This is a genomic window from Streptomyces sp. NPDC002499, assembly GCF_053595415.1.
Map to the genome: position 1 here is coordinate 158,052 of NZ_JBSFXO010000015.1, position 14,172 is coordinate 172,223.

Sequence of the window (14,172 nt, forward strand, 5' to 3'; positions counted from 1 at the left end):
GACGGGCCCACGGTCCCGCACGCCGTTGTGCGGGACCTCGCCGGTCGGCACCGCGGCCGGCCGTGACGATCGCTGGTCAGGGCACCGTTGCCGGCCGCGGAGTCCTTCGGGTGCGGGACTCAGCCCAGGCGCTGCACCAGCGCGTGGTACTCGTCCCACAGTTCCTTCGGCGTGTGGTCGCCGAAGGTGTTGAGGTGGTCCGGCACGAGCGAGGCCTCCTCGCGCCAGATCTCCTTGTCGACCGTGAGCAGGAAGTCCAGGTCGGACTCGGCCAGTTCGAGGCCCTTGGTGTCGAGGGCACCCTTGGCCGGCAGCACGCCGATCGGGGTCTCGACGCCCTCGGCGCGGCCGTCGAGCCGGTCCACGATCCACTTCAGGACCCGGCTGTTCTCGCCGAAGCCGGGCCACACGAACTTGCCCTGGTCGTTCTTGCGGAACCAGTTGACGTAGTAGATCTTCGGCAGCTTCGCCTGGTCGCGGCCCTTCGCGACATCGACCCAGTGGCCCATGTAGTCGCCCATGTTGTAGCCGCAGAACGGCAGCATGGCGAACGGGTCGCGGCGCAGTTCGCCGACCTTGCCCTCGGCGGCGGCGGTCTTCTCGGAAGCCACGTTGGCACCGAGGAAGACGCCGTGGTTCCAGTCGAAGGACTCGGTGACCAGCGGTACGGCGGTGGCGCGCCGGCCGCCGAAGAGGATCGCCGAGATCGGCACGCCCTTGGGGTTCTCCCACTCGGGCGCGATGATCGGGCACTGCGCGGCGGGGGTGGTGAAGCGGGCGTTGGGGTGGGCGGCGGGCGTCCCGGACTCCGGTGTCCAGGAGTTGCCCTTCCAGTCGGTGAGGTGGGCCGGGGTCTCCTCCGTCATGCCCTCCCACCAGATGTCGTTGTCGTCGGTCAACGCCACGTTGGTGAAGACCGAGTTGCCCCACAGCGTCTTCATCGCGTTGGCGTTGGTGTGCTCACCGGTGCCGGGCGCGACGCCGAAGAAGCCGGCCTCGGGGTTGATCGCGTAGAGCCGGCCGTCCTCGCCGAACCGCATCCAGGCGATGTCGTCACCGATGGTCTCGACGGTCCAGCCGGAGATGGTGGGCTCCAGCATGGCGAGGTTGGTCTTGCCGCAGGCGCTCGGGAAGGCGGCGGCGACGTACTTCGACTCGCCCTGCGGCGGGGTGAGTTTGAGGATCAGCATGTGCTCGGCGAGCCAGCCCTCGTCGCGCGCCATCACGGAGGCGATGCGCAGGGCGTAGCACTTCTTGCCCAGCAGCGCGTTGCCGCCGTAGCCGGAGCCGTAGGACCAGATCTCGCGGCTCTCGGGGAAGTGCGAGATGTACTTGGTGGAGTTGCACGGCCACGGCACGTCGGCCTCGCCCTCGGCCAGCGGCGCTCCGAGCGTGTGCACAGCACGCACGAAGAAGCCGTCCTCGCCGAGTTCGTCCAGGACGGGCTGTCCCATGCGGGTCATGGTGCGCATGGAGACGGCGACGTAGGCGGAGTCGGTGATCTCGACGCCGATCGCGGAGAGGTCGGAGCCGAGGGGGCCCATGCAGAAGGGGACGACGTACATCGTCCGGCCCTTCATGGAGCCACGGAAAACGCCCCCCTCGCCCTTCGCCCCCGAGAAGATCCGCCGCATCTCGGCGGGTGCCTTCCAGTGGTTGGTCGGACCCGCGTCCTCTTCCTTCTCGGAGCAGATGAACGTCCGGTCCTCGACCCGCGCGACATCGGTCGGGTCGGAGGCGGCGTAGTAGGAGTTGGGGCGCTTGATCGGGTCGAGCTTCTTGAAGGTGCCCTTTTCGACGAGCTCTTCGCACAGTCGCTCGTACTCGGCTTCGGATCCGTCACACCAGACCACGCTGTCCGGCTGGGTCAGTTCGGCGATCTCGTTCACCCACGAGATCAGTTCTGGGTGCTTTGTGGGGATGACGGGGGGAGCCGCGATGTCGCGCGCCACGATTGCTCCTAAATGAGGGATTTTTTGTTGGAGGCCCCGTGGGGGCTGCGGCCCGGATGCTGCACGGCTGATCTTCAGCGCTCATCCGGTGCCGACCGCACTCATTTGATCATCCGACGCGAGTGCCCATATGTCCAGAGGGCCTCACGGATGAGCGGAGTGAGGATCGCCACGCATCACCGTGTTTCCGAGCGTGTCTTTACGTGCACGTTGGGTTCACCTGACGGTTCTTTTGCGCGGTGGTACGGACCACCAACTCCCGTGAGACGATGGCCACTCTTGGCTGTTCCTCAGCTCCTACTGACACGTAACTTACGGGTCCGTAGGTACGATGCCGGGCATGACTGCGTCCGTCCCCGACGCGCACACGGACACGACGGCCGCCGGCCGCGTCGCCGAGGCGCTCTCCCTGCCCGACCACGTGAAGCCCAAGCTGCGCGGCTGGTTGCACCTCGGCATGTTCCCGGCCGTACTCGTCTCGGGCCTGGTACTGACCGCTCTCGCCGACTCCTCAAGAGGCCGGATCGCGTGCGGGATCTTCGCGCTGACGGCCTGCCTGCTGTTCGGCGTGAGCGCGCTGTACCACCGGGGCACCTGGAGCCCCCGCATGGACGGCATCCTGCGCAGGCTCGATCACGCCAATATCTTCCTGATCATCGCCGGCACCTACACCCCGCTGACGATGCTGCTCCTGCCGGGCGCCAAGGGGCAGGTGCTGCTGTGGGGCATCTGGGCCGCGGCGACGGCCGGCATCATCTTCCGCGTCTTCTGGGTCGGCGCCCCGCGCTGGCTCTACACCCCCTGCTACATCGCGATGGGCTGGGCGGCCGTCTTCTTCCTGCCCGACTTCATGCGCACCGGCGGCATCGCGGTCCTCGTCCTGGTGATCGTCGGCGGTCTCCTCTACAGCGCGGGCGGAGTGATCTACGGCATCAAGCGCCCGAACCCGTCCCCGCGCTGGTTCGGCTTCCACGAGGTCTTCCACTCGCTCACCGTGGCGGCCTTCCTCACGCACTACGTCGGCATCTCCCTGGTGGCGTACCAGCACGGATAGCTTCTGACGCACTCCCCTTCATGGCCACGGCTCCTCCGCCGTGGCCATTTTTCGTATGCCGCGACCTGTTTCGCAGCTTCCTGACAGCAACTCCCTGTTGACATCAACCATCTTTTGAGAGCTACTCTCATTTCATGGCTACTGTCACTCAGAACATGGACGTGCGGCGCGACCCGCGCCGCTGGTGGGCCCTCGGCGCCCTGGTCGCGAGCATGCTCACCCTCGGCTTCGACACGACGATCCTGAACGTCGCCCTGCCGACGATGGCGGGCGACCTCGGCGCCACCACCGGCCAGCAGCAGTGGATGGCGGACTCCTACGTCATCGTCTTCGCTGCGCTGATGCTCCCCGCCGGACTGCTCGGCGACCGCTTCGGACGGCGCCGCATGCTGATCGTGGGGCTCGGCATCTTCCTCGCCGGCTCCGTGGTCGGCGTCCTGGCCGACGACGTGAACTGGGTCATCGCGGCCCGCACGGTCATGGGCATCGGCGCGGCACTGATCACCCCGCTCGCCCTGTCCGTGCTGCCCTCGCTCTTCGGCCCGGACGAGCGGACCAAGGCCGTCGGCATCATCTCCGCCGCCTCCTCGCTCGGACTGCCGCTCGGCCCGATCATCGGCGGCTGGCTGCTCAACCACTTCTGGTGGGGCTCGGTCTTCCTGGTCAACATCCCGATGGCCGCGATCGGCATCGCCGCCTGCGTCTTCCTGCTCCCCGAGACCCGCGACCCCGCCTCGCCCCGGGTCGACGCCCTCTCCACCGCGTTCACGGCGGCCGGCCTCGGCGCCCTCATCTACGCCATCATCGAGGCGCCCAGCCGCGGCTGGGGCGACCCGCTGATCGTGGGCATGCTCGCCGGAGCCGCCGTACTGATCGCCGCGCTCGTGCTGCGCGAGCGGCGCATGGCCCGCCCCATGCTCGACATGGAACTGCTCGCCCAACGCGGCTTCCTGTTCAACACACTCGCCGCGACCCTGGTGATGTTCGTCCTGTCCGGCCTGCTGTTCGTGCTGCCGCAGTACCTCCAGGCGGTGCTCGGCAACGACGCCCTGGGCACCGGCGTCCGGCTGCTGCCCATGATGGGCGGACTGATCGTCGCGGCCCGCGCCGCGCAGCCGGTCGTCGCCCGGTTCGGCTCCCGCGCGGTGGTCACCGCGGGCCTGGTGGTCCTCGCCTTCGCCGCGCTCCTGGGCAGCCGTACGAGCGTGGACTCGGGCTACGGCTTCACCGCGCTGTGGCTGTCGATCACCGGCTTCGGCTTCGGCTTCTCGGTCGTCCCGGCGATGGACGGCGCCCTCGGCGCGCTGCCCCGCGACCGGGCCGGCAGCGGCGCCGGTCTCCTCATGACGACGCGCCAGGTCGGTGCCGCCATCGGCATCGCCCTGCTCGGCAGCCTGCTGGCGAGCACCTTCCGCGACCGCCTCGACACCACCGGGCTGTCCGCGAAGGCCGCCGACACCGCCGGGGACTCCGTGGTCGCGGCCCACATCATCGGCCAGAAGGCGGGCTCGGCCGACCTCGTGGCCTCCGCGAACAGCGCGTACGTCCACGGCATGGGCCTGGTCCTGCTGGTGTGCGGCGCCGCGGCCCTCGTCACCGCCCTGCTGGCCGCGGCCTTCCTGCCGAACACCCCGGTCACGCGCACCGGGAAGGAGGGGGACGGGACCCCGGACATGGCCACCGCGTCGGCGGATGCCGGACAATGAGCGGCATGACCGCCGCACCCTCCCCCTTCAGCCCCGCCGACCGCCCCCAGCTGGGCCTGCGCGAGCGGAAGAAGATCAAGACCCGCGAGGCGATCCGCACCGCGACGTACGCACTGGTCGAGGAGCAGGGGTACGACGCGACCACGATCGAGCAGATCGCCGAGCGCGCCGAGGTGTCACCGTCGACCGTCTTCCGCTACTTCCCCACCAAGGAGGACATCGTCCTCACGGACGAGTTCGACCCGATCATCATGGAGGAGCTGCGGGAGCGGCCCGCCGACGAGCCCTGGATGACCACCCTGCGGTACGTCATGCAGAAGGCCATCCGCCTCGGCATCAAGGAGGACCCCGAGGTGGCCCGCCTGCGGACCCACCTCATGGTCCAGGTCCCGGCGGTGCGCTCGCGGATGATGGAGAGCATGTCGGTCACCGGCAACATGCTCTGCCAGGCCATCGCCGAGCGCACCGGCCGGGACCCGGGCAGCCTGGAGGTACGGGTCTACGCCATGGCCATCATCGGCGGCCTGATGGAGACGTCCCTGTACTGGGCGGAGAACGGCCACCAGGACGAGTTCAAGGACCTGGTGGACCGCACCCTGAACGTGCTGGAGCACGGACTCACCGAGTGAGCCCGTGCTCCGGTCCGTACCGGTCCGTACCGACCGTCAGCGCTTGGTCAGCACGGTCTTCACATCACCCTTCCCGCACGCGAGGCCGTCCTTGTTGCGGTCCAGGCCCAGCGGGTCGTCCTTGCCGTTGACCTTGAGCCGGCCGTAGTCGTTCTTCTTCAGCCAACTGCACCTCGCCTCGGCCGTCTTCTTCACGGTCTTCGGGAAGGCCGTCGGCACGCACACGTTGATCGAGCCGTAGTGCCGGTCGCAGCCCGAGATGGTCACGGGGACCTTCTGCGAGGTGCGCTTCTTGCCGGGCTTCGCGACCTTGCCCTCGAGCGAGTCCGCGAAGGAGTGCACGTGCGCCGAGGCCGTGTCCTCGGAGGCGGCGCTCAGGGCCGAAGGACCCTGCAGATGCACCCACTTGGCCACCGACGGCACACCGTTGGCGTCCACCGCGAAGAGCATGTACCAACCCGGCGGCGCCACATTGGGGTTGTTCGTCACGTTCAGGTCGACGTTGTTGCCGTCCACGGACAGCGGCAGATCCACGAACCGCTGGTTGGGGTCCGAGGAGTGCGTGACCGCGGCCGGACGGATCAACTCGGCCTTGGCGATGGGCCGGTCGACCGTGATCCGCTGGGTGTCGCCGTAGGTCCACTCGGTGTCGATCACCGAAGTGATCGTCGGGCGCGTGCCCTTGAGCAGATACGGCGGCGTGTAGATCGACACGTTGTGGTTCCAGGTGCCGTTGCCCGGGTTGTCACCGGTCGACATCACCCGGCCGTCCGGCAGCAGGAACGACGACGAGTGGTAGCCGCGGGCCTGCGGGTCGGCGGCCACCGGGTCGAAGGTGTTGGTGCCGGGATCGTAGATCGACGACTCGAAGACGGGGTTGGCCCGGTTGTGCAGCGCGCCGCCGGTCTCCAGCACCTTGCCGTCGGGCAGCAGTACGGCGGAGACGTACATCTTGCCCTGGTTGCCGGTCTCGGGCACCGGGCCGTTGCCGAGGTCGACCGTGCCCTGCGGCAGCGGCGGCCCGGCGACGTAGGACGGGCTGGCGGCCTTGAGGTCGATGACGTCGGTCAGCCGGTTGCCGTCCGGGTTGGAGTCGATGTTGCCGCCGCCGATGGTGAGAACCTTCTGGTCCTGCGCCGGCGGCAGCAGCACGCTCGCCGACTGGTCCCGCTGGTCCTTGTTCTGCAACCCCGGGACCTGCGTGACCGTGTTCGCGTTGTAGTCGTAGATCGCGCTGCCGGTGCCCGGGATGTTGTTGCCGAAGACATGGCTGCCCGAGTAGAAGAGCCGCCCGTCCTGCATCAGGATCATCGACGGGTACAGACCCCAGTACGACCAGGTCTGGTTGACCTGCCACAGCGCCAGCCACTTCTGCTCGGCGTCCGACCAGTACTCGGCGGTCACCGAGCCGGTCGAGTCCTCGCGCAGCCCGCCGAAGGAGATGACGTCACCGTTGCCGAGCTCGGTCGCCGACGGGTACCAGTGACCGTCGTTGAGGTCGTTGGTCCTGCTGTAGGTCTCGGTGACCGGATCGAAGATGTACGAGTCCTTGTAGCCCTCGTAGCCGTGCGAACCGTCCGCCGCCGGGAACGCCTTGTTGCCGCTCATCACCAGCACCCGGCCGTCCTGCAACTGGATGTGGCCGGAGCAGAACATGTCCTTCGGCGTCGGGATGACCTTGTAGGAGCCGTCGGCCGGGTTGTAGACGGCGCTGGTGAAGGTGCCCGCGTTGAACTGCTCCTCGCTGTTGCCGGAGCCCGCGATCAGCAGCACCTTGCCGTTGTTGAGGACGACGGAGTGCATCGAGCGCACCGGGTTCTGCGTGGGCAGCACGTCCCAGCGCCCGTTGGCGCACTGGTCGGCGGTGCCCGTGCAGGTGGCCGGCGGGGTGACGTCCGGGACCTGCTCCATCGTGTAGTCGTCGGTGGTCGCCGAGCCGGTGCCGTAGACCGAGACCCCCCAGGTGATCCGGTCGGTGCCGGCCGGGACCTCGGGCGTACGGACCGTGGCTTGCGTCCAACTCCCCTGCATCTCCAGGGTCTTGAGGTCGGTCCAGTACTGCCAGCCGGCGGTGGTGTCGTGCCGGAAGAGGGTGACGTTGGCGTCCGGTGTCGTCGACTTGTACCAGAGCCCGAGGTCGTACTGCTTGCCCGCGGTGACCACCGGCGCGCAGTCCGTCGTCTCGGTGATCAGCGCCTTGCGGTCGCCCTCGACCCGACGCGTCAGCGACACCTTCATCGCCTTGGACCCGCTGTGCGCGTCGCTCGTGGTCTCGAAGGTGAAGTCGTTGTCGCCCCAGCCGGACTTCTCCCAGCAGTACGGCATGTCGCCGGTGCCGGCCGTCTCGAAGCCCGGGTTCTTGACGAGGTTGGCGGCCTCGGCGGACTGCGGCGAGGTGAGCAGCAGACCGGCGGTCAGGGCCCCCACCCCGACCAGTGCCGTCCTTCTTCGGTGTCTGTTGAGATTCTTGGTGAGACTCGCTCTGTTCACACGGCTCTCCTTGCTGCGGTACTCCCCCCGCGCCCCCTGCGCGGCAGATAGACCAGCGCCTCGGTCCCCACGAAGCGCAGGACGAACGTCGTCACCAGCGCCAGCGCGGTGGCGCCGAGCGCGCCCATCCCGAACCGGTGCACGAACAGCGCGATAAGCGGTATCCGCAGCACCAGGTCGGCGTTGGCGAGCAGCCCGAACCGGCCGACACGGTCCCACCAACGGCGGTGCCCACGACGGTCACGGAAGAGCAGATGCTCGATGAGTACGAAGTTCCAGGCCACGCCGAGCTGGTTGGCGAGGATCTCCGCCGGTACGTAGTGCATGCCGATCTTGGTCAGCGCCCACAGGCCGAGCAGGTTCGGCAGGAAGCCGGTCGCGCCGATCAGCCCGAAGCCGATCATGCGGGCGACCGGCGAGGCGGTGCGCAGGCCGATCAGATGGCGCAGGAAGCGGAAGCCCTCCTGCGCACTGGACTTGGACTCTCCCGCGAACCGGTCCTGGAAGACGAACGGCACCTCGGTGACCTGCCGGGGCCGGTTGCGGACCGCCAGCTCCAGCAGGATCTTGTAGCCGAGCGGCTTGAGGGCGTCCGCGGTGATGTCGCTGCGGCGGATCGCGAAGAACCCGGACATCGGGTCGCTGATCCCGCGCAGCCGGCGCGGGAAGAGGGACTTGGTCAGCCAGGTGGCCGCGCGGCTGACGGCCACCCGGTAACTGCCGGCGAGGCCGGCCCGGCTGCCGCCCTTGATGTACCGGGAGGCGACCACGAGACCGGCGTTGGAGCGCTCGCCGGTGGCGACCAACTCCGGTACCAGGGACGGCGGGTGCTGGCAGTCGCCGTCCATGACGACGATCCAGTCGGAGCCGGCCGCCCTGATGCCCTCGACGACCGCGCCGCCCAGCCCGCCGACCGGCTCCTCGCGGTGCAGGACGGTCACCGGGAAGGGGCAGTCCTTGGCGGCCTCGCGGATGACCTCGGGGGTGTCGTCGCTGGAGTCGTCCACGAAGACGACCTCGCACGGCAGCCGGGCGGGCACCGACTCGGTGATCTGGTGCAGGAGTTGACGGACGTTCGCGGACTCGTTGTACGTCGGCACGACGATGGTGACCGCGCCGGGCTCGGCCACCTCGGCCGCGCGTACGGCGGGATCGTTGAGTTCACCGGGGGCGGTGTATTCGTGGGTCATCGGGCACCTCCGGAGGCCGTCTGGATCTGGCGGATCTCGATGCGGTCGTCCCCGGTGCCGAACGTGGCGACCGGGGTGGAGTGTTCGATGGCGGCCTTGACGTTGGGCAGGTCCACCGCGTCGCGGCGCACGGTCGGGGAGGCGACGACGTAGTCGATGTCCTTCCAGCCGTGCGGCATCGTCCTGGTGACGGCCGGGTCGAGGTCGGCCTTGTAGAACCAGATGACGCCGAGCCCGGGCTGATACCCCTCGTGCACCAGGTCCAGCCAGAGCGCGTCGTCGACCAGGACCCGGGTGCCCTTGGGGTTCTCGACCTCGGAGGCCAGCCACTTGGAGGCGGCCCGGTAGGGGGCGTTGGCGTCGGTGGTGACGGCGGTGTGGGCGCCGTCGTACCAGCGCGGGACGACATAGGCGCCCGCGGCGACCGCGAGGACGGCCGCGAGGGCGTACCGGCCGCCGGTGACGTACCGTTTCTCCCCCTCTGCCCGCCCTCTGCGCAGCACGGCGTGGGCGACGGAGGCGGTGCCGCCGGCGAGGACCAGGGCGAGGAAGGGCAGCGCCTGGATGACGTACATCGCGGGCAGGTAGCCGTTGGGGCGCAGGGCCAGCAGGGCGAGGATGGCGACCGTCAGGGCGGGTCCCGCCAGTGAGCGGGCGGTGACCGACCAGCGCCAGGTGGCCAGCAGCAGGAGCGCGCCGGCGAGGCCGCCCAGCGGCAGGATCCGGTCGTAGTAGAGCCAGGACCGGAGCACGCCGTGCGAGCCGGAGGCGCTGTCCAGGATGAAGCCCGAACCCGGCCTGGTCATCTGGTACTTGACGCCGTCCCACAGGGAGACGTGTCCGCCGCCGGGTATCAGCTCGCCCTTGAGCAGGGCGAACAGGGGGTAGGCGAAGCCGATCAGGACACAGGCGGTGATGGCGCCGGTGAGGGCGAACTTGCGGGTGTCGCGGTGGCTGTGGCGCCACATCGTGAGGAACACCGCGGGCAGGATGACGAGCATCGTCTCCTTGGTGAGCACCGCGGTCGCCGCCGCGAGGCCCGCCCCGAAGTGGTGCCACAGATGGCGGCTCGGGGAGGCGGCGAGGGTGAACGCCAGCAGCGTCCACATCACCGCGATGTTGTCGAGGAAGATCTCCCGTTGCAGGACCACCGAGAGCGGCGAGAGACCGAACAGGACCATGGCGAGCCCGGCGGCCCAGCGGGGCAGCGAGAGCCGGCGGGCCAGGACGTAGACCAGGACCGCGCTGACCGCGCTGACCAGCAGCATCACCACGCGCATGCTGCCGACGGTCATCGACTCGGGGCTGAGCAGCGAGGGGATCCAGGTCAGCAGCGCCAACTGGATCCAGCCGAGCGGGGGATGGTCGTACCAGTAGGTGTAGTGGGCCAGGCCCTTGCCCTGCTGGACCGCCCAGGCCTGGGCGAGGTAGGTGCCCTCGTCGTCGCTGAGCGTCGGGTAGTCGGCGATGTTCCAGCCCTGCACGACGAGGATCGCCACGAGGAGCGCGCCGCACAGGAGGAGGTCCGGTCGGGAGGAACGCAGCCGGGCCGGAAGGGGTGTTCGACGGGGCGAACCGGTTTCAGGCGCAGGCTGCCGCTGCGCGGGGACCTCGGTCGTGGTCACCGCGGGAAGGGTGGAGGTCACGCAGGGACATCCTCTCGGAGGTCACGGTTCGCTTCGGCGTGGTTCAGATGTGCGCCGACATGGCTGGTCAACTCCCAGTCGTTGCGGCCGCGTTGCTCGCGCCAGACGGCGCGGATGGCGGCTCCGGCGAGGAGGACCTGGTAGAAGGGGCCGCCCACGATCAGCTTGAGGTAGTGGACGGCACGGACGCGCAGTCCGTACTGCTTGCCGAAGTCGTGCAGTCCGACGACCTCGAAGACGAAGGTGACGGCGGCGGTGACCAGCGGCAGGAAGGTGAGGAAGGCGATCCCGACGGGCACGTCGAGGAAGAGCGCGACGGCCGCGTTGAGCGGGATGATCACGCCGGAGATCGCCTGAAGGAACGGCGTCATCAGCGTGTAGCGGGCGAGCAGCCGCTGCCCGAAGCCCGGCAGCTGCTTCCAGTCCTTCTTCCGGTAGACCTGGAGGAAGCCCTGGTTCCAGCGGGTGCGCTGCTTGAGCAGCGACATCAGCGAGCCCGGGGTCTCCTCCTTGGTCACCATGTCGGAGTCGTAGGCGACGACGACCTTCTTGCCGACGCTGGACAGGCGTACGCCCAGGTCGCAGTCCTCGGCGAGGCAGTTGGGGTCCCAGCCGTCGGCCTCGCGCAGCACGTCGGTGCGAACGAAGACGGTGTTCCCGCCGAGCGGGATGAACCCTTTCTGCGCGTGCAGGTGCAGTCGGGAGCGGAACCAGAAGAAGTACTCCAGGCAGTTGCGCAGGCTGTACCAGCTGGAGTGGAAGTTGATGAGCTGGACGCCGCCCTGGACGACGTCCGCGCCGGTCGTGCGGAAGGCGTGGTCGACGTGCGCGAGCAGCTCCGGATGGACCTGGTCCTCGGCGTCGAAGACCCCCACGACATCGCCGCGGCAGTGCGGCAGCGCCGTGTTCATGGCCTTGGGCTTGTTCTTCTTCTCGTGGGTGTCGACGACGACACGGACACGCGGGTCGCGCTCGGCGGCCGACGCGGCCACCTCCGTGGTCTCGGGGTCGTCGTGCCCCACGATGACGATGATCTCGAAGTCGGTGTGTGTGGACTCCAGCAGCCGCTGGATGGTGTGGTCCAGGACGGCCTGTTCGTGCCGTGCCGGGACCAGCAGCGAGAAGCTGACGTGTTCGTCGCCGTCAGGTCTGCTGAAGCGGGTGGAGGCGAGCACTTCCGGCGTACGCCAGGCATGCATCTGCCACCACAGAGTGAAGGCCGCCATCCAGAACAGGGCAAGCGAAACGACAGCGACAAAAATGGACGTGAGCAACAGATCCCCCCAGATCCCAAAACCCCCTGTCGCGACGGTGAGTCACACCCGCCGCGTCACTGTGCAGACATTAGGGGGGATCTGTGAAGTGCGCACGATCTTTCGATGAAGAGCGCGTTTCGTCACAACGGGCCCTCCCTGTGAACAATCCCCACACAGGGTCCGTGCGCACTCGTTCCGTTTCTGTCGTTTTAGCTGTTCAGCGCGGCTCGCAGGCGGTCACCATCGGTGGTCGGCGCGTCACAGGTGAAGTTACGGCAGACGTACGCGGTCGGTGCCCCGTCCACCAGGGGCCGGTCCGCCAGCAGCGGGAACTCGTCACTCTCCGGCACCCCCAGCGCGACCACGGCACCCGGCGCGGCGCCCAGAAGTGCCGTGCGGTGCAAGGCCCTTGTCGCCTCGTCGTCCAGCGCGGGACCGACGATCGCGATCTCCCGCGGCCCGTCGAGGAGCGCCTCGGCGACGGCGAGGCCCCAGCCGATGAACCGGGGCACCCGCGGGCCGAGCGCCTTCACCACGCCGAGCGCCTTCTCGGCGGCGGCGCGGTGCGGCTGGGCGCCCGTCTGGGCGGCATAGCTGAGCAGGGCGCCCGCGGCGGCGGTCCAGCCGGAGGGCGTGGCGTTGTCGGTGGGGTCCTGCGGCCGGCGGATCAGCCGCTCGGCGTCCACGGCGGTGTCGTAGAGCGCGCCGCTTTCGGGGTCGGCGAAGCGGGCCAGTACGTGGTCGAGCAGGAAGCCGGCGAACTCCAGCCACACGCCCTCGCCCGTGACGGACGCGAGCGCGAGGAAGCCCTCGGCGACGTCGGCGTAGTCCTCGAGGACGCCCGCGTTGGCGCCGGCCTGGCCGTCCTTGCTGGTCCGGGCGAGCCGCGCCTGCTCGTCCAGGTGCAGGCGGACCAGGAGATCGGCGGCGCCGACCGCGGCCTCGACCAGGTCGGGGCGGTCGAAGTAGGCGCCGGTCTCGGCCAGCGCGGCGATCGCGAGGCCGTTCCAGGCGGCGACGACCTTGTCGTCCCGGCCGGGGGCGGGCCGCTCGGCCCGGGCGTCCAGCAGCCGCCGCTTGACCGACTCGACCTTCCCGGCCTCGAACACGCCCTCCTGCTGCGGCAGTTGCAGCACCGAGGAGCCGTGCTCGAAGGTGCCCTCGTCGGTGACGCCGAAGTACTGCGCGGCGAGTTCGGCGTCCTCGGCGCCGAGGACGGCCGTCAATTGCCGTGGCGTCCACGCGTAGTACGCGCCCTCGACGTGCCGCCCGCTCCCGTCGTCGCTGTCGGCGTCCAGCGCGGAGGCGAACCCGCCCTCGTTCGTGCGCAGTTCACGGACCATGAAGTCTGCGGTCTCCAGGGCGACCCGGCGGGCCAGCTCGGAGCCGGTGGAGCGCCACAGGTGCGCGTAGACGCGGCACAGCAGGGCGTTGTCGTACAGCATCTTCTCGAAGTGCGGCACCACCCAGTCGCGGTCGACGGAGTACCGCGCGAACCCGCCGCCGAGCTGGTCGTAGATCCCGCCCCGGGCCATCCGCTCGCAGGTGTCCTGGGCCATCTGGAGCGCGCCCTCGGCGCCGGTGCGCGCGTGATGCCTGAGCAGGAACTCGACGACCATGGACGGGGGGAACTTGGGCGCCCCGCCGAATCCGCCGCGCTGCGGGTCGTACTCACGGGTGAGCCCGAGCAGCGCGCCGGCCAGCTCCTCCTCGCCCGGTGCCTGCGAGTCCCCGTAGGAGATCTCTCGTCCGGCGAGGTCCCGCACGATCTTCCCGGCCACCTCGGCGACCTCGTCCCGCCTGTCGGTCCAGGCGGCGCGGACGCCCTCCAGTACCTGCTGGAAGGACGGCGAGCCCTGGCGGGGCGTGGGCGGGAAGTACGTACCGAAGTAGAAGGGTTCGCCTTCGGGGGTGAGGAAGACGGTCATGGGCCAGCCGCCCTGGCCGGTGGCGGCCTGGACGGCTTCCATGTAGACGGCGTCGACGTCGGGGCGTTCCTCGCGGTCGACCTTGACGCTGACGAAGTGCTCGTTGAGGTACTCGGCGGTCGCCCGGTCCTCGAAGGACTCGTGCGCCATGACGTGACACCAGTGACAGCTCGAGTAACCGACGCTCAGCAGAACGGGTTTGCCCGCCTTGCGGGCCTCCTCGAAGGCCTCGGCCGACCACGGCCACCAGTCGACCGGGTTGTCCGCGTGCTGGAGGAGGTACGGCGACGTCTCATGGGCCAGTCGGTTCGGCATGGAGTC

General features: G+C 69.2%; 9 protein-coding genes. 3 read left to right on the forward strand and 6 right to left on the reverse strand.

Annotation, left to right across the window (positions count from 1 at the left end; translation table 11 throughout):
- Positions 1–119: 119 nt before the first annotated feature.
- Positions 120–1,952, reverse strand: a complete 1,833-nt coding sequence (locus tag ACWD5F_RS37685; RefSeq protein WP_451260796.1) for a phosphoenolpyruvate carboxykinase (GTP) — start codon at positions 1,950–1,952, stop codon at positions 120–122.
- A gap of 340 nt (positions 1,953–2,292) precedes the next feature.
- Between ACWD5F_RS37685 and trhA the strand changes: the two genes are divergently transcribed.
- The 3 genes from trhA (at position 2,293) to ACWD5F_RS37700 (ending at position 5,341) form a co-directional block, all read left to right on the forward strand.
- A complete protein-coding gene (trhA, locus tag ACWD5F_RS37690) occupies positions 2,293–3,006 on the forward strand; it encodes a PAQR family membrane homeostasis protein TrhA (protein WP_401713569.1) in 714 nt (237 codons plus the stop codon).
- A 134-nt stretch (positions 3,007–3,140) separates the two neighbouring features.
- A complete protein-coding gene (locus ACWD5F_RS37695; RefSeq protein WP_451260797.1) occupies positions 3,141–4,712 on the forward strand; it encodes a DHA2 family efflux MFS transporter permease subunit in 1,572 nt (523 codons plus the stop codon).
- Positions 4,709–5,341: a TetR/AcrR family transcriptional regulator gene (locus ACWD5F_RS37700; RefSeq protein WP_451260798.1), complete on the forward strand. Its 633-nt coding sequence runs from the start codon at positions 4,709–4,711 to the stop codon at positions 5,339–5,341. Before ACWD5F_RS37695 ends, ACWD5F_RS37700 begins: the two co-directional genes overlap by 4 nt.
- Positions 5,342–5,377: 36 nt before the next feature.
- Here the strand turns inward: ACWD5F_RS37700 and ACWD5F_RS37705 are convergent, their stop codons facing one another.
- The 5 genes from ACWD5F_RS37705 to ACWD5F_RS37725 form a co-directional block, all read right to left on the reverse strand.
- The gene (locus ACWD5F_RS37705; protein WP_451260799.1) at positions 5,378–7,831 is read right to left on the reverse strand and encodes a galactose oxidase-like domain-containing protein; all 2,454 of its coding nucleotides are present in this window, start codon (positions 7,829–7,831) and stop codon (positions 5,378–5,380) included.
- Positions 7,828–9,021, reverse strand: coding sequence for a glycosyltransferase (locus tag ACWD5F_RS37710; protein ID WP_451260800.1), 1,194 nt, complete (start codon positions 9,019–9,021; stop codon positions 7,828–7,830). Before ACWD5F_RS37710 ends, ACWD5F_RS37705 begins: the two co-directional genes overlap by 4 nt.
- On the reverse strand, positions 9,018–10,667 hold the full coding sequence (locus tag ACWD5F_RS37715; protein WP_401713577.1) for an ArnT family glycosyltransferase: 1,650 nt from the start codon (positions 10,665–10,667) through the stop codon (positions 9,018–9,020). The genes ACWD5F_RS37710 and ACWD5F_RS37715 overlap by 4 nt, the downstream gene beginning before the upstream one ends.
- The gene (locus ACWD5F_RS37720; protein WP_401713579.1) at positions 10,664–11,941 is read right to left on the reverse strand and encodes a glycosyltransferase; all 1,278 of its coding nucleotides are present in this window, start codon (positions 11,939–11,941) and stop codon (positions 10,664–10,666) included. The genes ACWD5F_RS37715 and ACWD5F_RS37720 overlap by 4 nt, the downstream gene beginning before the upstream one ends.
- 191 nt (positions 11,942–12,132) lie before the next feature.
- Positions 12,133–14,166, reverse strand: a complete 2,034-nt coding sequence (locus tag ACWD5F_RS37725; protein ID WP_451260801.1) for a thioredoxin domain-containing protein — start codon at positions 14,164–14,166, stop codon at positions 12,133–12,135.
- Positions 14,167–14,172: the final 6 nt, after the last annotated feature.